Raw genomic sequence first — 18,513 nt, forward strand, 5'->3', positions numbered from 1 at the left:
ACCCCATGGAGACCTGGCGATTCGAAGCCATAGGCACGGGCTGGGAGATCGAGACCGAGGGTCCGCTCCCGGCGACGGAGCGCGACCGCGTCGCCGCCGTGATCGACCGATTCGACGCCGAGTGGTCGCGGTTCCGGGCCGACTCCGTCGTGTCGCGACTCGCGGGCGGGGGAGAGGCCCCCGCGCCGGCGGATGCCGCGGCGATGCTGGACCTGTACCGGGAACTCTCCGATGCCACGGCGGGGGCGGTGAATCCGCTCGCAGGCGGCAGCCTCGCGGCGCTCGGCTATGACGCAGGCTGCTCCCTGGTCGCCGGAGCCCCGCGGCAGGCACCGGCGGACTGGACAGACAGGCTGCACTGGACGGATGCCGCGCTCTCGCTCCACGCTCCGGCCGTGATCGACGTCGGCGCGCTCGGCAAGGGCCGGCTCGTCGACCTGGTGCTCGCCGCGCTGTCCCATCTCGAGGGCCGCGTCGTCGTGGACGCGAGCGGCGACCTCGCCGTCCGCGGCGGCAGCATCCGGGTCGCTCTGGAGCATCCGTACGACCCATCCCGCGCCGTCGGCGTCGTCGAGGTGCAGGACCGCGCGCTCTGCGCCTCGGCGACCAACCGCCGTGCCTGGGGCGACGGCCTGCATCACGTGCTCGATGCGCGCACCGGCATCCCGGTACGCGCATGGGCGGCGACGTGGGCGCTCGCTCCCGACGCGATGCTCGCCGACGCCGCGACGACCGCGCTGTTCTTCGACGGCGGACCGGAGTTCGCAGACGCCCACGCCGTCGACTGGGTGCGCATGTCCACGGACGGCCGCGTGCAGGCATCCGCCGGCTTCCCGGGCGAGCTGTTCACCAAGACCGGTGGGGGAGACTTGTCACCGTGATCACTTCTCTCACCGCGTTCCGCCAGCGCGTACTCGCCGTGCTCGCCGCGATCTCGATGTACCGATTCGTGCTGTTCGCGCTGATCGGGCTCGGGGTCATCGCGCTGGGGCTCTCGCTGTTCGGCCAGATCGGGCCGTCGGCCACAGAGCTGCTCGCGACCTACGCGGTCCTCGCCATCGTCATCTCGGCGGTGGATGCGGCGGCGCAGCGCATCCTGCGTCTGCCATGGCGCATCGAGTCGTCGTTGGTCACCGCATTCATCCTGCTGTTCGTGCTGCAGCCCCAGCTGACGCTCCCCGGGCTCGTCGGCGTCGCGCTCGCGGGAGCGCTCGCGAGCCTGTCGAAGTACCTCATCGCGTGGCGCGGGCGGCACATCCTGAACCCCGCAGCCTTCGGCGCGGCGGTCGTCTCGGTCTTCGGCCTCGGCACCACCGCCTCGTGGTGGGTCGGAACGCCGGCGATGGCCGTGCCGGTCGCCGTCCTCGGACTCCTCGTGCTCTGGCGCACCGAGAAGGTACGAGTGGTTTCGCTGTTCGCCGTGATCGCCGTGGGCGTCTCCGTGGTGCGGCAGGCCGTGCAGCTCTCCGCCGCCGGGCTCGACTTCGTTATCGCAGACGCGATCGGCATGGCGCTGCTGCAGTCGCCGATCCTCTTCTTGGGTGCGTTCATGCTGTCCGAGCCGCTGACGCTGCCGCCGCGGCGCTGGCAGCAGTTCTGGGTCGCCACGCTCGTCGGCGTGCTGGTGGGCTGGCCGATCCCGGTCGGCGGCCTGTTCACGCTCGGGCAGGAGCGTGCGCTGCTGCTCGGCAATCTGCTGGCCTTCGCGTTCGCGCTGCGCGGTTCGGTGCGGCTGGTGCTCGAGAAGCGCGAGTTCGTCACGCCCGCCGTGCAGGAGCTCACGTTCCGCACGAAGGGCGGATTGCGGTTCCTCGCGGGGCAGTACCTCGAGCTCGACGTGCCGCATCATCGGCCCGACGCCCGTGGCACGCGCCGCGAGTTCAGCATCCTGTCCGCACCCTCGGATCTGCCCACGCTGCGCATCGCCTACAAGAACGGCGATCAGCAGCATCCGTCCAGCTACAAGCGCGCGCTCGCCGAGGCGCAGCCCGGCGCGGTGCTCGCCGTCACCGGCACGTGGGGCGACTTCGTGCTTCCGCGCGGCGACGCCCCGCTGCTGATGGTCGCTGCGGGCATCGGCGTCACGCCCTTCGTCTCGCAGCTGCGCGAGCTGCGCGCGACCGGCGCCGATCGCGATGTGGCGCTGGTCTACGTCGCGTCGGATGCCGCGGAGCTGGCCTTCCGTGAGGAGCTGGCTGAGACCGGCGTGCCGGTCGTCGTCTTCACCCGCGACCTTCCGCAGGATCTGCCGGCGCACTGGATCTGGGCACAGGGCGTGCGTCTCGACGCCGAGGGGCTGGAGCAGGTCGTTCCCGACCTGACGGCGAGGCACGCGTTCATCTCCGGTCCGCCGCGCCTGATCGCCGACCTGGCCCCCGCACTGCAGAAGGCCCGTTCGCTCACGACCGACGCATTCGCCGGCTACTGACGCGTCGTCCGCCCCGCGCTCCCATCGGCGAGAAACGCCTGGGAGCGTGAGAAATACCGTCTGGAGGCGTTTCTCACGCCGTCTCGTGTTTCTCGGCGGAGGCTGCGGGCAGCCGCACCACGAACGTCGTGTCACCGGGCTCGCTCTCGACCGTGATGGTGCCGCCATGCCCCTCGACGATCGCCTTGACGATCGCGAGGCCCAGACCGGTGCCGCCGGTCTGGCGGGCTCGGCTCGAGTCGCCGCGCGCGAAACGCGCGAACAACTCCTCGCGCACCTTCGGGTCGATGCCCGGTCCGTCGTCGTGCACCCGCAGCTCGGCGCCGTCCGTCGTTGCCGTGAGGCTCAGTGTGATCGTCGTGCCTGCGGGGGTGTGCGTGCGGGCGTTGGCGAGCAGGTTCCCGACCACCTGGTGCAGACGGCCGGCATCGCCGTCCACGGTGATGGGCTCCTCGGGCACATCGATCTCCCAGACGTGGTCGGCTGCTGTGGGCCGGGCGTCTGTCAGCTCCTCCACCGCGAGCATCGTGAGATCGACCGGCGCATGACTCAGTTCGCGTCCCTCGTCGAGGCGGGCGAGCAGCAGCAGATCCTCGACCAGGCGCGTCATCCGCAGGGACTGCGCCTGGATGCGCTCCAGTGCAGTCGTCGTGCTCTCGGTCGTCTCCGGTCCCTGAGCCTGTCGAAGGGCGCGCAGGGACAGTTCGGAGTATCCGCGGATCGAGGCCAGTGGCGTCCGGAGCTCGTGGCTCGCGTCGGCGACGAACCGCCGCATCCGCTCCTCGTTCTGCTGCCGGGCCGCGAGCGACGTGTCGACGTGGTCGAGCAGCGTGTTCAGCGCGGCGCCGACCAGGCCGGTCTCCGTGCGGGGGTCGGCCTCGGAGTCCGGCACACGCTCGGTGATCGAGACCTCGCCGCGGTCCAGCTGCTTGTTGGCGACTCGCGTCGCCGTCGCCACGACGGCGCGCAGCGGCCGCAGACCGACGCTGATCGTCACGGCGGTGGTGAGCGCGAGCAGGATCAGTCCACCCAGGGTGGCGAGCGCCACGACGGTGAACAGCTGGGTCATCGTCTGCTGCATCTCGGTGCGCGGGAGCCCCGTGACGACGGGTGTGCCGTCGCGCGTCTGGCGTGCGGTCACGAGGTACGAGCCGTGCTTGCCCAGCGACACCGTCGCCGTCGTGCTGTTCCGCAGCGCGTCGCTGATCTGGAACAGCTCGGTGTCGCTGAGCGCACTGCTCCCGGACGCGGTGATGACCAGGCCGTTCGCGTCGGACGGCGGGTAGACGGCGACGAGGATCCCGACGGGGACGCGCTTGTTGAGCATCACGCTCTCGGCTGTGAGGTCTGTTCCGGTCGCGGTCGCGAGCATCTCCGTCTCGGTGGCCCACCTCGTGGTCTGCGAGGCGGCCACGCTCAGCTGATCGCTCAGCCGCTGCTCCAGAGCGGTGCCCAGCGTGACGCTGGTGATGATCGCGACGATGGCGAGGATGAGCGACACGAAGCCGATCACCGCGGCCATCAGCCGCGCCTGCAGAGTCAGTGGCCGGCGCGACACGGGCAATGCCTCACTGCTGCGCCGCGGGTCACTGCGGCGCCTTGATCATGTAGCCGACGCCGCGCACGGTGTGCAGCAGGGGGGTGCGGCCGGCGTCGATCTTCTTGCGCAGGTACGAGATGTACAGCTCGACCACGGACGACTTGCCGCCGAAGTCGTAGCTCCACACGCGGTCGAGGATCTGGGCCTTCGACAGCACCCGGCGCTCGTTGCGCATCAGGTAGCGGAGCAGTTCGAACTCGGTCGCGGTCAGCTCGATCTCGTCGTCGCCGCGGAAGACCTCGTGGCTGTCCTCATTGAGTGAGAGATCGGCGACCCGCAGGATGGCCTGCTCGTCGTCGGTGCGCACCTGGCCGGCGCGTCGGATGACGGCGCGCAGACGCGCGATCACCTCTTCCAGGCTGAACGGCTTGGTGACGTAGTCGTCCCCGCCCGCGGTGAGGCCGGAGATGCGGTCCTCCACCGCGTCCTTGGCGGTGAGGAACACCACCGGGACGAGGTTGCCCGACTCGCGCAGCCGGCGCAGCACTCCCATGCCGTCGAGGTCGGGCATCATCACGTCGAGGACGAGCGCGTCCGGCTCGAACTCCCGTGCCACCTGCAGGGCTTCCAGGCCGCTCGCCGCGGTCTTGACCTCCCATCCCTCCATGCGCAGGGCCATGGCGAGCAGGTCGGTCAGCATCGGCTCGTCGTCCACGGCCAGGATGCGCAGCGGGGAGCCGTCGGGACGGCGCAGCTCGGGGTGTTCGTTCGACATGACCCCATTGTCATACTGAAGTCATCGAGAATCCATAGGTTCAGCTATGCGGGGCCTGAGAGCCGGATGCACAGACGGGACGGGCCCGGATGCAGAGCATCCGGGCCCGTCGTCGACGACCGTGAGGATCAGTGCGTGTCTTCGGCCTCGATCTCGGTGCGGTCTCCGGACCACAGGGTGTGGAAGGTGCCGGGCTTGTCGATGCGCTTGTAGGTGTGCGCGCCGAAGAAGTCGCGCTGGCCCTGCACGAGGGCGGCCGGCAGGCGGTCGGCGCGGATGCCGTCGTAGTACGACAGCGACGACGAGAACGCCGGCGCCGGGATGCCGGCCTGCGCGGCGGCCACGACGACGCGGCGCCACGCGGCCTGGGCGCGGGTGATCGCTTCGGCGAAGTACGGGGCGGTCATCAGCACCGGCAGGCCGGGCTCGGCGGCGTACGCGTCGGCGATGCGGTTCAGGAACTGGGCGCGGATGATGCAGCCGGCGCGCCAGATCTTCGACACGGCGCCGAGGTCGATGGTCCAGTCGTACTCGGCGGCGCCGGCGCGGATCTCGTCGAAGCCCTGCGAGTAGGCGACGATCTTCGAGGCGTACAGCGCCAGGCGGACGTCCTCGATGAAGGCGTCGACGTCGGCGACGGCGAAGGTCTCATCGGGGCCGGGGAGGGTTCCGGCGACGGCGCGCTGCTCGGGGTGGCTGGAGAGGGACCGGGCGAACGTGGCCTCGGCGATGCCCGAGACCGGGGTGCCGAGCGAGAGCGCGGTCTGCACGGTCCAGGCGCCGGTGCCCTTGGCGCCGGCCTGGTCGACGATCACATCGACCAGCGGCTTCCCGGTGGCGGCGTCCACCTGGCGCAGCACCTCGGCGGTGATCTCGATCAGGTACGACTCGAGCTCGCCCTTGTTCCACTCGGCGAAGATCTCGGCGATCTCGGCGGGGGACTTGCCGGTGCCGCGGCGGATCAGGTCGTAGGCCTCGGCGATCAGCTGCATGTCGGCGTACTCGATGCCGTTGTGCACCATCTTCACGAAGTGGCCGGCGCCGTCGTGGCCGATGTGCGTGACACACGGCTCGCCCTCGGCGACCGCGGCGATGGACTTGAGGATCGGGCCGAGCGTGACCCAGGACTCATCCGAGCCGCCGGGCATGATCGAGGGGCCGTTGAGCGCGCCCTCCTCGCCGCCGGAGATCCCGGCGCCGACGTAGTTGATGCCGGTCTCGCGGACCGCCTTCTCACGGCGGATCGTGTCGGGGAAGAAGGCGTTGCCGCCGTCGACGATGATGTCGCCGGGCTCGAACACCCGCACCAGCTCGTCGATGACGGCGTCGGTCGGACCGCCCGCCTTGACCATGATGATCGCGGTGCGCGGCTTCTGCAGGCTCGCGGCGAACTCCTCGTACGAGAACGCGGGGATGAACCCGGCCTCGGGATGCGCGGCGACCAGCTCGTCGGTCTTGGCGCGAGAGCGGTTTAGGACCGCCACCGTGTTGCCCTCGCGGCTGGCGAGGTTGCGGGCCAGGTTCGACCCCATGACGGCGAGTCCGACGACTCCGATGTTGGCTGCGGCTTCGGGCACGTGTGCGCTCCTCGATATCGCGGAAGGAAAGGTCTCCAGGATATCGCCGCCGTCGCACGTCATTCCGACGTGTGACAGCCGCTCAGTCCTTGCGGTAGCCCGAGCGACCCATCGCGAACAGTGCGCCGGCGGTCACGACGGTGGCGCCGACGGCCATCAGGCCGATCAGCCAGGCGATCGCGTGGGACCAGAAAGCGGCGTCGAACATGCGAGGGCTCCGTTCAGCAGGACAGCGTGTCACCAGCGTATCGGGTCTTCGGGTACGATGGAGGAGTTCCTCGGCGAGGGATGCCTTGCGCGTGCGCGGCATCCGTTATCGACGTGGCGATGTGAGCTCTGCGGTCGTACCGGCCAGGTGGGTTTCGCTTTCCCGCGTCTGCGCCGTGAGAACGACCACCAGACCACCGCGCGACACCTGCCGCGCGCCTTGAAGGAGAACCTCATGTCCGAAGACACCACGGTCCACGCCGAGCTCCGCTCGAGCTTCGGCAAGGGCTTCGCCCGCCGCCTCCGCGCCGCCGGCAAGATCCCCGCCGTCATCTACGGTCACGGCACCGAGCCCGTGCACGTCGCTCTGCCCGGCCACCAGGTCAGCCTGATCGTCCGTCGCGCCAACGCCGTGCTCGACCTCGACATCGAGGGCAAGAGCCAGCTCGCCCTGGTCAAGGACGTGCAGAAGGACCCGGTGCACCAGATCATCGAGCACATCGACCTGCTGGTCGTGAAGAAGGGCGAGAAGGTCACCGTCGAGGTGCCGCTCGTCGTCACCGGTGAGTCGTTCTCGGGCACCATCGTGACCGTCGACGTCGCGACCATCACCCTCGAGGTCGAGGCCACCCACATCCCCGAGCACGTCGAGGTCAGCGTCGAGGGTCTGCAGGAGGGCGCGCACATCACCGCCGGCGACGTCACCCTGCCCAAGGGCGCGACGCTGGTCGGCGACGCCGACCTGCTGCTCATCGGCATCTCCGTCCCGGCCGCTGAGGTCGCCGAGGAGAACGAGGCCGCCGCTGAGGCTGAGGCTGAGGCCGCTCCGGCCGAGGAGGCCGCCGCGGAGTGATCCGCATTCACTTCGACGGAGGGGACGCGAGCACCGGTTCGCGTCCCCTCCGGCGTATTCCAGACGCTGTCTGCTGAGAGAGGACGACCATGGCATCCACCTGGCTGGTGATCGGCCTCGGGAACCCCGGGCCGCGCTACGAGGCGACCCGGCACAACATCGGGCAGATGGTCGTCGACGAACTCGCCGCACGCCGCGGCGAGCGGTTTCGCGAGCACAAGGCCGGTGCGCGGGTGGTGGAGACCTGGTTGCGTCCGGGTGGTGACAAGCTCGTCCTCGCCAAGCTCAATGCGTTCATGAACGTCTCGGGCGGGCCTGCGGCGAACCTCGCGAAGTTCTACTCGGTGGACCCCGGGCAGGTCATCGTCGTGCACGACGAGCTCGACATCCCGTTCGACACCCTCAAGCTCAAGACCGGTGGAGGGCACGGCGGACACAACGGCGTCCGCGACATCGCCAAGGCCCTCGGCACCCCCGACTTCCCGCGCGTGCGTGTCGGCATCGGCCGACCGCCGGGAAGGCAGGACCCTGCGGACTGGGTACTCGCGCCGTTCGGCGCGACCGAGCGCAAGACGCTGCCGATTCACATCTCGGATGCCGCGGATGCCGTCGAGCTGCTCGTGGCGGACGGCCTGACCGCCGCGCAGCAGAAGCACCACGCCCCGCGCTGAGCGCGGGTGACCCGCTACCCGCTCGGCGGGTCAGAACGCGGTCAACGTGCTGACGGCCCCGGTCGCCGCGGCGATGGCGAACGCGAGTGCGAACGCCACCGGGCCGAGCACGGCGAGGACCATGCCGGTGATGCCGGCTGCGCGTCCGCGGCGCTTCGCCGCCGCGACGATGCCGAGGACGATCGCCGCGATGCCGATCGCGGTGCCGCTCCAGAAGGCGATCTCGGTCCACAGGATCTGCGTGCGCGCGGGTGCGAGTGCGGCGAGGTCGTCGTAGTTCCCTGAGGTGTCGAGGAAGAAACCGGGAGCGGCCGCGCCGGCCTGCGCCCCGAAGACGCCGCCGAGGATCGGGATCACGATGAGCGCGATCAGGCCGAGCACGAGCGCGGCGACACCGAGCGCCGGCGAGCCCTTCGAGGGCGGTTGGGGCGGTGTGTACCCGCCCACGGGCGCCTGGTACCCGCCCACGGGCACGGCGTAGGCGCCGGGCGGCGGAGCGTAGCCGGGCTGTGCCGGCGCGGGGTATGCGGGCGGCTGCGGCGGGAACGGATCGGTCACGCGTTCATCCTGTCAGACGTGTCGGACGCTCAGACGCGGCGGAGCAGGCCGACCTTGTCGTACACGTCGCGGAGCGTGGCATCCGCCACCTCGTCGGCGCGTGCGGCGTTCGCTGCAAGGATCCGGTCCAGTTCGGCGGGGTCGTCGAGCAGCTCGAGCACGCGCTCGCGCACGGGGCCGAACTCGTTCACCACGACCTCGGCGAGACCCTTCTTGAAGTCGCCGTAGCCGCGGCCCGCGTACTCGTCCTCGATGGACCCGACCTGGCGGCCGCTGAGTGCGGCGTAGATGGTGAGCAGGTTCGAGACGCCCGGCTTGTTCTCGCGGTCGTAGCGCACCGATCCCTCGGTGTCGGTGACTGCGCGCATGATCTTCTTCGCCGACTTCGCCGGGTCGTCGAGCAGCCACAGCACACCGGCGTCGCTCTCGGCCGACTTCGACATCTTCGAGGTCGGGTTCTGCAGGTCGTAGATGCGGGCGGTGTCCTTCTGGATGACGGCCTTGGGCACCGTGAACGTCTTGCCGAATCGCTTGTTGAAGCGCTCCGCGAGGTCGCGGGTGAGCTCGACGTGCTGCTTCTGATCGTCGCCGACCGGCACCAGCTCGCTCTGATAGAGCAGGATGTCGGCGGCCATCAGCACCGGGTAGGTGAACAGCCCCACCGAGGCGGAGTCCGCGCCGTAGCGGGCGGACTTGTCCTTGAACTGCGTCATCCGGCCGGCCTCGCCGAAGCCCGTGATCGTGGACAGGATCCAGGCGAGCTCGGCGTGCGCGCGCACGTGCGACTGCACGTAGAGGGTGGACTTCGACGGCTCGATGCCGGCGGCGATGTACTGCGCCGCTGTGCGCCGCGTCTTCTCGCGCAGCTCGGCGGGATCCTGCGGCACGGTGATCGCGTGCAGATCGACGACGGAGAAGAACGCGTCGTAGGAGTTCTGCATCTCGCGCCACTGCAGGAGCGCCCCGATGTAGTTGCCGGCCTGGAGGGAGTCGGCGGAGGGCTGCATTCCTGAGTAGAGGCGAGGCTTCTGGGTCACCGTTCAATCCTATGGGGCGGATGCTGCGGCACTGAGCGCGGTGGCCGGGGCCGCGGCACGCAGCAGCGCGGCGTACACGGCGACGGCGAAGGCGGTGATCAGGTACAGGACGACCGCCTGAAGGGCGTAGGCCGGATAGTGCAGGATCCACGGCGACTGGGTCGGATCGCTGAGATGCGCCGGATTGTCCTCGATGTACGGGACGATCACACCGACGCCGTACCCCACGGTCTGTCCGAGCGCGTAGACGGCGATTCCGGCCAACAGGGCACCGCTGGCGCGCCCTGGCCGCTTCCGCCACACCGCTGCCGCGGTCCGCATGCTCGTCCGCCGATCCCAGACGCCGGCTTCCGGTGCGGCGACAGAGGACGGCACCGGAGCGGCCACGAACGCCACCGTCAGCAGCACGAGCAGCAGGCCTGTGCCGAGGAACAGGAGTTGCTCGCTGCCCGCACGACTGCGCATCAGCTGCGGGACGAGCAGCAGCGCGAGCAGCGGAAGGAGGGCGAACAGGCAGACGATCCAGGTGCGCAGCAGGATGCGGAGGTTCATGGAACCCACGATGCCGCCGGGCTCCGGCGGCGACCACCGGGACAGCCGTCGAGTGAGGTAGGGAAAACCCGCGTCAGTACGTGTAGTCGACGATCACGGGGGAGTGGTCGCTCCAGCGCTCGGCGTAGGTGGCGGCGCGCGCGACGCGGTAGTTCGTCGCCCGCGCCGCGAGCGCAGGGGTGGCGAGGTGATAGTCGATCCGCCAGCCGGAGTCGTTGTCGAACGCCTGACCGCGCATGGTCCACCACGTGTACGGGCCGTCGACCTCGCCGTGCGCCGCTCGCCCGACGTCGACCCAGCCGAGCCCCTTGCCGTCGCCCTCGAGCACGTAGGGCCGGGTGTCGCTGAGCTGTCCGACCATGCCACGGCCGATGCCCTCCTGACCGATCACGGGTTCGCCCGCAGCGCCGAGGAAGCGGTCGAAGTAGGCACGCTCGCGCGCCAGGAACCCGGACTTCTTGACGTTGCCCTTCCAGTTCAGGATGTCGAGGGGTCGATGGCCGACGTTCAGGTCGCCCGTGACGAGCGCGAGGGCGCCGTCGGCGCCGAGCTGCGACATCCGCCGCTCCATCGCGTCGAGGAACTTCCACTTCTCGACCTGCTTGGGGGTGTCGGCCTCGCCGGAGTGCACGTAGGCGCTCACGACCGTCAGCGGTACGCCGCCGAGGTCGAAGTCCGCCTCGAGCCAGCGACCTGCGGAGTCGAAGTCGTCGGCCCCGAGCGCGGTGCGCGAGGCGAGGGCGGGCTCACGGCTCACGACCGCGACGCCGGCGCGTCCCTTCGCGGAGGCGACGTCGTGCAGGATCGACCAGCCCGGGAACGCAGCCGCGACGTGTTCGTCCTGCGCGCGCACCTCCTGCACGGTGAGGATGTCCACGCCGGCGTCATCCAGCCAGCCGTGCATCCCGTTGCGGACGGCAGCACGGATGCCGTTGACATTGACGGAGGCGATACGCAGATGAGGCATCCATCCAGCCTATCGACGGGGACGGACATCCCCTCCCGCGGCGTCGCCCTTCGGGGCGGCGGGCGCGAGCAGACCCCGCTTCTGCGGGGGCGGGGGCGCTGCGTCCTTCACCTGCTGGAGTTCGTCCTCCGCGTCGCGCACCGCACGGTCCGCCGCCCAGCGCCGGTACCACGGTGCACTCTCGCGGTCGTCCTGCGCGGTGCGCAGACGCACCTGGGCCGCCAACAGCAGCGCCTGGTGCTCCTTGGCGAGGCGCTGAGCCTCGGTCTGCGGGATCAGCGGCACGTGATTGTCGTGCGCGGCCACGGCGATCCACGACGCGGCGACCAGGAGCACGATCCCGATCAGACGGAACCACAGCAGCAGCACGATGAACACCGTGAAGGTGACCAGCAGCGGGTTGGAAGGCGAGTAGCTGAGGAACAGACCGAAGCCGAGCTGCAGCAGGGTCGTCGCGGCGGCACCGACCAGAGATCCGGGGACGATGCGACGCCACGTGAGTCTGGTGCCCGTGAGGAAGCGGAACAGCCCGGCCATCAGCGCGGTGTTCACGGCGTAGAGCACGCTCACGCCCACGATCCAGACGCCGGTCTGGAGCAGGAACGAGGAGTCCTGCATCCCCACCAGGTCGAAGACGATCGTGAGCGCCCAGGTGCCCAGGGCGCCGAGTGCCGTGCCCACCAGCAGACCGGCGCCGAAAACGATCGCTGCGAGCAGATCGAGCGATTTCAGCAGGAAGTAGTTCCGCCGGTCCGGTGCGATGCCGAAGACTCCGCGCACGGCGCGGCGGGCGAAAGAGATGGCTCCGATCGCGGTCCAGAGCAGGGCGCCGACGGCGATCGCACCGGTGATGCCGAGCGTGCCGGACATGCTGTTCGCGATCTCCTGCACCTGAGCCTGCGTGGCGATCCCGTTGTCACTGATGAGTCCGGGGATGTAGGCGTTGATGATGTCGACGAGAGCGTCGACCGCCTCCTCACTGCCGCCGAGCCAGATCCCGACGATCGCGAAGACCACGTAGATCGCAGCGAACGCGGCGAACAGCGTCTGATAGCTGATGCCGGCGGCGAGCAGGAAACCCTCGTGCTGCAGGAAGTTGCGCCACACCCGCACGGGGAACCACGCCAGCGTGCGCTGCGTGATCCTCGTGGCACGAGAGATCGGCTCGTCGAAGCGCTCTCTCAGGCTCTCCTGCGTCGATTCCCAGCGCTGGCGCAGGTGCTGCTCTTCGCGAGCAGCGTCCGCGGCCAGCCCGCGCTTCGCGCGGGCGCTGGGCGCGGACGTGTCAGAGGCCTCCGAGTCGGTCACGATCTCAGAGTAGCGAGCGGATCAGCGCCCGCCGCGCAGCACCGCCTGCTTGACCTCGGCGATGGCCTTGGTGACCTCGATGCCGCGGGGGCACGCCTCAGTGCAGTTGAAGGTCGTGCGGCAGCGCCACACGCCCTCCTTGTCGTTGAGGATGTCGAGGCGCACGTCGGCGTTGTCGTCGCGCGAGTCGAAGATGAAGCGGTGCGCGTTGACGATCGCGGCAGGTCCGAAGTACTGGCCGTCGGTCCAGAACACCGGGCACGAGGACGTGCACGCCGCGCAGAGGATGCACTTGGTGGTGTCGTCGAAGATCGCGCGGTCGGCGATGGACTGGATGCGCTCCTTGCCCTTGTCGGGAGTCGAGTTCGCGACCAGGAACGGCTGCACCTCGCGGTAGGAGGCGAAGAACGGCTCCATGTCGACGATGAGGTCCTTCTCGAGCGGCAGACCCTTGATCGCCTCGACGTAGATCGGCTTCGAGATGTCGAGGTCCTTGATCAGCGTCTTGCATGCGAGTCGGTTGCGCCCGTTGATGCGCATCGCGTCGGAGCCGCAGATGCCGTGCGCGCAGGAGCGGCGGAAACTCAGCGAGCCGTCCACCTCCCACTTGATCTTGTGCAGGGCGTCGAGCACGCGGTCGGTGGCGTACAGCTCGACGTCGTAGTCCACCCAGTGCGGCTCGGCGTCGGTCTCGGGGTCGAAGCGACGGATGATGAAGGTGACGAGGAACGACTGCACACCGGAATCGTTCGCGGGTGCCTCTGCAACTGCGTTCGACATGCTCAGTACTTCCTCTCCATCGGCGGGTACCGCAACTCGCCGTCCTCGTTCTTGGTGAACACGACGGGCTTCCAGTCCAGCTTGATGTGGTCGGCCGGCGTCGACGAGTGCGGATCGCCGGTCAGGTACGCCATCGTGTGCTTCATGTAGTTCTCGTCGTCGCGCTGGGGGAAGTCGTCGCGCATGTGGCCGCCACGGCTCTCCTCGCGGTTCTGCGCGGCGTAGACGACGACCTCGGCGATGTCGAGCAGGAAGCCCAGCTCGACGGCCTCGAGCAGATCGGTGTTGAACCGCTTTCCCTTGTCGTCGACGTGCACGTTCTTGTAGCGCTCGCGCAGCTCCTTGATGACGCCGAGGACGTGCTCGAGCGAGTCGTGGGTGCGGAACACCTGGGCACCCTTGTCCATCTCGTCCTGCAGCTTCTTGCGCAGCACCGCGATGCGCTCGGTGCCGGCGTTGTTGCGCAGGCCCTCGATCATGTCGCGCACGCCGTTCACCGCGTCATCCGGCAGCGGCACGAAGTCTGCCGTCTTGACGTACTCGACAGCGTTGCGGCCGGCGCGCTTGCCGAACACGTTGATGTCCAGCAGCGAGTTGGTGCCCAGACGGTTCGAGCCGTGCACCGAAACGCAGGCGCACTCTCCGGCGGCGTAGAGACCCGGGACCGTCTCGGTGTTGCTCTGCAGCACCTCGGCGTTGTTGTTGGTCGGGATGCCGCCCATCGCGTAGTGCGCGGTGGGCATCACCGGTACGGGCTCGACGACCGGGTCGACGCCCAGGTAGGTGCGCGCGAACTCGGTGATGTCGGGGAGCTTGGTCTCGAGGACCTCGGCGCCCAGGTGCGTGCAGTCGAGCAGCACGTAGTCCTTGTGCGGACCGGCGCCACGGCCCTCCGCGACCTCCTGCACCATGCTGCGCGCGACGATGTCACGGGGAGCGAGGTCCTTGATGGTGGGGGCGTAGCGCTCCATGAAGCGCTCACCGGAGGCGTTGCGCAGGATCGCGCCCTCACCGCGGGCGCCCTCGGTGAGGAGGATGCCGAGGCCGGCGAGGCCGGTCGGGTGGAACTGGAAGAACTCCAGGTCCTCCAGCGGCAGGCCCTTGCGCCACACGATGCCGACGCCGTCACCGGTGAGGGTGTGCGCGTTCGAGGTGGTCTTGAAGATCTTGCCGAAGCCGCCGGTCGCGAAGATCACGGCCTTGGACTGGAACACGTGCAGTTCGCCGGTGGCGAGGTCGTATGCGACGACGCCCGCGATCTGGGTCTTCCCCTCGGCGTCCTTCACGGTGACGAGGTCGAGCACGTAGAACTCGTTGAAGAAGTTGATGCCGAGCTTGACGCAGTTCTGGAACAGCGTCTGCAGGATCATGTGCCCGGTGCGGTCGGCGGCGTAGCAGGCACGGCGCACCGGCGACTTGCCGTGCTCGCGGGTGTGACCGCCGAACCGGCGCTGGTCGATCTTGCCCTCGGGGGTGCGGTTGAACGGCAGCCCCATGTTCTCGAGGTCGATGACGGCGTCGATCGCCTCCTTGGCCAGGATCTCCGCGGCATCCTGGTCGACCAGGTAGTCACCGCCCTTGACGGTGTCGTAGGTGTGCCATTCCCAGTTGTCGTCCTCGACGTTGGCGAGCGCCGCCGCCATACCGCCCTGCGCCGCACCGGTGTGCGAGCGAGTGGGGTACAGCTTGGAGATGACGGCCGTCTTCGCGCCGGGGCCCGCCTCGATGGCCGCCCGCATCCCGGCGCCTCCGGCGCCGACGATGACGATGTCGAACTGGTGGTAGTGCACGCCGTCGCGGACGACGGAATCCTGGGTCTGCGCAGTCACTCGTATGCCTATCTCTTACGCTCTGATCAGTTGCCGACGGCCTGGCAGGTCTCCCACATGACGCCGCTCTCGAGCACGCCGTTGCAGGGGTCGAAGGTGAACACCACGAGGGTGCCCAGCACGATCAGCAGGGCGGCGGCGAGGCCGATCGCCCAGACGAGCGCCTTGCGGGCGCCCTCGTGCGTGACGTAGTCGTTGACGATCGTGCGCATGCCGTTGCCGCCGTGGATCAGGGCGAGCCAGAGCATCAGCACGTCCCACCACTGCCAGAACGGCGTGGCGTACTTGCCGGCGACGAAGCCGAAGTCGACACCGTGGATGCCCTCGCCGACCATCAGGTTGACGAACAGGTGGCCGAAGATCAGCACGATCAGCACGACACCGGAGAGGCGCATGAACAGCCATGCCCACTTCTCGATGTTGAAACCGCGGGTGCGGCGGGCGGGAGCAGTCGCTGTGGCGGTCATCAGTGGCCTCCTCCGAACGCGAGCATGAGGTGGCGCGGGACGAAGCCGGCCATGAGGACGACCCAGACACCGAGCACGCCCCAGAACATCTGGCGCTGATAGCGGGCGCCCTTCGACCAGAAGTCGATCAGGATGATCCGCAGTCCGTTCATGGCGTGGAACACGATGCCGGCGACGAGAACGACCTCTCCGACCGCCATCACGGGGTTCTTGTAGGTGCCGATGACCGCGTCGTAGGCCTCGGGAGACACGCGGATCAGGGACGTGTCGAGCACGTGCACCAGAAGGAAGAAGAAGATGGCGACGCCGGTGATCCGGTGAAGCACCCAGGACCACATGCCTTCGCGCCCTCGATAGAGGGTGCCGCGCGGGGTCTTGGATGTCGTCTCCGAAATCGACGGTGTCAAGCGAGTGCTTGCGGACACTTTCGTCCTCCCTGATCGATCCTGATCGATGTGACTCGGGGCGCGCCACAGCGGGCACGCGTGATCGGGTCCATCCTATTCCTGTTCGTTCGCTGGGAGCGAGCAAGGCACACCTAACTATCTTGACGTCAAGATTTCTCCGCGCCGGTAGCCTGGACGACATGAGAGAGCCCATCGAGGACTTCTACGCCGTCATTCCCGCGGGCGGCATCGGCAGCAGGCTGTGGCCCCTGTCCCGTGCGGATGCACCGAAGTTCCTGCACGACCTGACCGGATCCGGGCACTCGCTGCTGCGCGACACGTGGGACCGCCTGGAACCGCTGGCCGGCGCCGACCGTATCGCCGTGGTCACCGGGCGGGCGCACCGCGCCGCCGTCGAGGAGCAGCTGCCCGGCATCCCCGACCACAACGTCTTCCTCGAGTCCGAGCCGCGCGAGTCGGCGGCGGCGATCGGCCTGGCGGCCGCCGTCCTGCATCGCCGCGACCCCGACGTGATCATCGGGTCGTTCAGCGCGGATCACGTGATCCGCGGGTCGCGCGTCTTCGAGTTCGCCGTGCGGGATGCGGTGGAGGTGGCGCGCGAGGGGTACATCTGCACCATCGGCATCTCGCCCACCGAGCCGTCCGTGGGCTTCGGCTACATCAAGCGCGGAGCGGAGCTGGTCGTCGAGGGCGCGCGCGAGGCGGCGCTGGTCGAGCGCTTCGTGGAGAAGCCGGACCTCGAGACCGCCAAGGGCTACCTCGCCGAGCGCACCTATCTGTGGAACGCGGGCATGTTCATCGCGAAGGCGAGTGTGCTGCTCGAGGAGCTCGCACTCAACGAGCCCGAGCTGCACGCAGGGCTGATGGAGCTCGCGGAGGCGTGGGACGACAGGGAGAGGCGCGGTCCCGCGGTGGACCGCATCTGGCCGCGCCTGAAGAAGATCGCGATCGACTACGCCGTCGCGGAGCCCGCGGCGGAGCGCGGGCGGCTCGCTGTGGTACCAGGGCACTTCGACTGGGACGACGTGGGCGACTTCGCCTCGCTCACCAAGCTCATCACCAACGGCCGCAAGAACGATCTCGCGGTGCTCGGGCCCAAGGCCCGCGTGCTGAGCGATGCCGCCAGCGGCATCCTGGTCAGCCAGACCTCGCGGGTGATCAGCCTGGTCGGGGTGAAGGACATCGTCGTGGTCGACACTCCGGACGCGCTGCTGGTGACCACGGTGGAGAACGCCCAGCGTGTCAAGGGCGTCGTCGAGTCGCTGAAGGTCACCGGCCGCGGCGACGTGCTGTAGTGGGTGCCGCCCAACGGATGCGGGCGGGCATCATCTCAGATTTGTAACCTTTCGCCACCCGATGCATGGGTGCGTTCGAAACAGTAGGTAACTTTGATCGATCCGCGATGGGCGCGGATCTTTCCCGGGAGGCTCGAGTGACCATCTCCACCACCAAGAAGCTCATCGGCGCTACCCTCGCCGCGGGCGTCGTCTTCGCACTCGCCGGCTGCGGCCAGGCGCCCGAGGAGACGGAGGGCGGCGCAAAGCCCGTCGACTCCGACTTCCTTCCCTGCCTCGTCTCGGACGCCGGCGGCTGGAACGACAAGTCGTTCAACCAGTCGGCGAAGGAGGGCATGGACAGCGCGGCCGAAAAGATCGGCGTCAAGCCGCTCGAGTTCGAGTCCGCCAACGACAACGACTACGCACCCAACCTCGAGACCGCCGTCTCGGAGGGCTGCACGCTGATCGTCTCGGTCGGCTTCAAGCTCTCGGCCGCGACGATCGAGTCCGCCACGGCGAACCCCGACATCAACTACGCGATCATCGACGACTGGGCCGACGCGGACTTCGACGGCAAGACCGACGCACCGAACATCAAGCCCCTCGTCTTCGACACCGCTCAGGCGGCCTACCTCGGCGGCTACGCCTCGGCGGCATGGTCGGCTCAGGCCGGCGTGAACAAGGTCGGCACCTTCGGCGGCATGCAGATCCCGTCGGTCGCCGTGTTCATGGACGGCTTCCAGCTCGGCGTCGAGAAGTACAACGAGGACAAGAGCGCCGGCGTCCAGGTGTTCGGCTGGGACACCAAGACCCAGAAGGGCTCGTTCACCGGCGGCTTCGACGCGAACGACACGGCCAAGCAGACCGCTCAGGGCGTGCTCGACCAGGGCGTCGACGTCATCCTCCCCGTCGGCGGACCGATCTACCAGAGCGCCGCAGCGGCGATCAAGGACAGCGGCAAGGACACGCTCCTCGTCGGTGTCGACAGCGACCTCGCCGTCGCCGACCCGAGCGTCGCCGACGTCACCTTCGTGTCGATCATGAAGGCGATCGACCAGGCTGTGAACGATGTCACGGTCGCCGCATCGAAGGGCGACTTCAAGGCCGAGCCTTACATCGGAACGCTCGAGAACGAGGGCGTGAAGCTCTCCGGCTTCGGCGAGTTCGAGGGCCAGCTGCCCGACGGCCTCACCGACGAGCTGGCCGAGCTGCAGAAGCAGATCATCGCCGGTGACATCACCGTGGAGTCCCCGAACTCTCCGTGACCTCACCTCACCCGC

At 68.8% G+C, this 18,513-nt stretch carries 19 protein-coding genes; 6 read left to right on the forward strand and 13 right to left on the reverse strand.

The window, feature by feature from the left end; all coding sequences use genetic code 11:
* Window positions 1-5 precede the first annotated feature (5 nt).
* Window positions 6-881: an FAD:protein FMN transferase gene (locus tag DY023_RS15485; RefSeq protein ID WP_116243243.1), complete on the forward strand. Its 876-nt coding sequence runs from the start codon at window positions 6-8 to the stop codon at window positions 879-881.
* Entirely contained in the window at window positions 878-2,428 is a 1,551-nt protein-coding gene (locus DY023_RS15490) for an FAD-dependent oxidoreductase (protein ID WP_116243244.1), read from the forward strand. Before DY023_RS15485 ends, DY023_RS15490 begins: the two co-directional genes overlap by 4 nt.
* A gap of 73 nt (window positions 2,429-2,501) precedes the next feature.
* Here the strand turns inward: DY023_RS15490 and DY023_RS15495 are convergent, their stop codons facing one another.
* From DY023_RS15495 to DY023_RS18400, 4 genes are all read right to left on the reverse strand, one after another.
* The gene (locus DY023_RS15495; RefSeq protein ID WP_116243245.1) at window positions 2,502-3,950 is read right to left on the reverse strand and encodes a sensor histidine kinase; all 1,449 of its coding nucleotides are present in this window, start codon (window positions 3,948-3,950) and stop codon (window positions 2,502-2,504) included.
* 64 nt (window positions 3,951-4,014) lie between these two features.
* On the reverse strand, window positions 4,015-4,743 hold the full coding sequence (locus DY023_RS15500; RefSeq protein ID WP_116243246.1) for a response regulator transcription factor: 729 nt from the start codon (window positions 4,741-4,743) through the stop codon (window positions 4,015-4,017).
* A 128-nt stretch (window positions 4,744-4,871) separates the two neighbouring features.
* Window positions 4,872-6,320 (reverse strand): NADP-dependent phosphogluconate dehydrogenase, encoded by a 1,449-nt coding sequence (gene gndA / locus DY023_RS15505; protein WP_116243247.1) that lies wholly within the window; start codon window positions 6,318-6,320, stop codon window positions 4,872-4,874.
* Window positions 6,321-6,402: 82 nt separating this feature from the next.
* Window positions 6,403-6,528 carry a hypothetical protein gene (locus DY023_RS18400; protein ID WP_281271947.1) on the reverse strand — a complete coding sequence of 42 codons (126 nt, stop codon included), beginning with the start codon at window positions 6,526-6,528 and terminating at the stop codon, window positions 6,403-6,405.
* Between the two features lie 234 nt (window positions 6,529-6,762).
* Here DY023_RS18400 and DY023_RS15510 point away from each other — a divergent pair, with 234 nt between their 5' ends.
* Both DY023_RS15510 and pth read left to right on the forward strand, forming a co-directional pair.
* The gene (locus tag DY023_RS15510) at window positions 6,763-7,380 is read left to right on the forward strand and encodes a 50S ribosomal protein L25/general stress protein Ctc (protein WP_116243248.1); all 618 of its coding nucleotides are present in this window, start codon (window positions 6,763-6,765) and stop codon (window positions 7,378-7,380) included.
* Window positions 7,381-7,469: 89 nt separating this feature from the next.
* Entirely contained in the window at window positions 7,470-8,051 is a 582-nt protein-coding gene (pth, locus tag DY023_RS15515) for an aminoacyl-tRNA hydrolase (protein ID WP_116243249.1), read from the forward strand.
* A 30-nt stretch (window positions 8,052-8,081) separates the two neighbouring features.
* On the opposite strand, the gene DY023_RS15520 is transcribed toward pth, so the two are convergent.
* The 9 genes from DY023_RS15520 to sdhC form a co-directional block, all read right to left on the reverse strand.
* Window positions 8,082-8,609 carry a hypothetical protein gene (locus DY023_RS15520; protein WP_116243250.1) on the reverse strand — a complete coding sequence of 176 codons (528 nt, stop codon included), beginning with the start codon at window positions 8,607-8,609 and terminating at the stop codon, window positions 8,082-8,084.
* 29 nt (window positions 8,610-8,638) lie between these two features.
* Window positions 8,639-9,646: a tryptophan--tRNA ligase gene (trpS, locus tag DY023_RS15525; protein ID WP_116243251.1), complete on the reverse strand. Its 1,008-nt coding sequence runs from the start codon at window positions 9,644-9,646 to the stop codon at window positions 8,639-8,641.
* A 9-nt stretch (window positions 9,647-9,655) separates the two neighbouring features.
* Complete coding sequence (locus DY023_RS15530) at window positions 9,656-10,198, reverse strand: hypothetical protein (protein WP_116243252.1); 543 nt, start codon at window positions 10,196-10,198, stop codon at window positions 9,656-9,658.
* Window positions 10,199-10,271: 73 nt separating this feature from the next.
* Complete coding sequence (locus DY023_RS15535; protein ID WP_116243253.1) at window positions 10,272-11,165, reverse strand: exodeoxyribonuclease III; 894 nt, start codon at window positions 11,163-11,165, stop codon at window positions 10,272-10,274.
* A 9-nt stretch (window positions 11,166-11,174) separates the two neighbouring features.
* Window positions 11,175-12,473, reverse strand: a complete 1,299-nt coding sequence (locus tag DY023_RS15540) for a YihY/virulence factor BrkB family protein (RefSeq protein ID WP_245958735.1) — start codon at window positions 12,471-12,473, stop codon at window positions 11,175-11,177.
* A 21-nt stretch (window positions 12,474-12,494) separates the two neighbouring features.
* A complete protein-coding gene (locus DY023_RS15545) occupies window positions 12,495-13,253 on the reverse strand; it encodes a succinate dehydrogenase iron-sulfur subunit (protein ID WP_116243254.1) in 759 nt (252 codons plus the stop codon).
* A 2-nt stretch (window positions 13,254-13,255) separates the two neighbouring features.
* A complete protein-coding gene (gene sdhA / locus DY023_RS15550; protein WP_116243255.1) occupies window positions 13,256-15,082 on the reverse strand; it encodes a succinate dehydrogenase flavoprotein subunit in 1,827 nt (608 codons plus the stop codon).
* Window positions 15,083-15,108: 26 nt separating this feature from the next.
* A complete protein-coding gene (locus DY023_RS15555) occupies window positions 15,109-15,549 on the reverse strand; it encodes a succinate dehydrogenase hydrophobic membrane anchor subunit (RefSeq protein ID WP_116243256.1) in 441 nt (146 codons plus the stop codon).
* Window positions 15,549-15,974 (reverse strand): succinate dehydrogenase, cytochrome b556 subunit, encoded by a 426-nt coding sequence (gene sdhC, locus DY023_RS15560; RefSeq protein WP_116243257.1) that lies wholly within the window; start codon window positions 15,972-15,974, stop codon window positions 15,549-15,551. Before sdhC ends, DY023_RS15555 begins: the two co-directional genes overlap by 1 nt.
* 161 nt (window positions 15,975-16,135) lie before the next feature.
* On the opposite strand from sdhC, the gene DY023_RS15565 reads away from it, so the two are divergent.
* The gene (locus DY023_RS15565; RefSeq protein WP_116243258.1) at window positions 16,136-17,251 is read left to right on the forward strand and encodes a mannose-1-phosphate guanylyltransferase; all 1,116 of its coding nucleotides are present in this window, start codon (window positions 16,136-16,138) and stop codon (window positions 17,249-17,251) included.
* A 137-nt stretch (window positions 17,252-17,388) separates the two neighbouring features.
* The gene (locus tag DY023_RS15570) at window positions 17,389-18,498 is read left to right on the forward strand and encodes a BMP family lipoprotein (RefSeq protein ID WP_116243259.1); all 1,110 of its coding nucleotides are present in this window, start codon (window positions 17,389-17,391) and stop codon (window positions 18,496-18,498) included.
* Window positions 18,499-18,513 lie beyond the last annotated feature (15 nt).

Source organism: Microbacterium bovistercoris (genome assembly GCF_003387575.1).
Lineage (GTDB): Bacteria > Actinomycetota > Actinomycetes > Actinomycetales > Microbacteriaceae > Microbacterium > Microbacterium bovistercoris.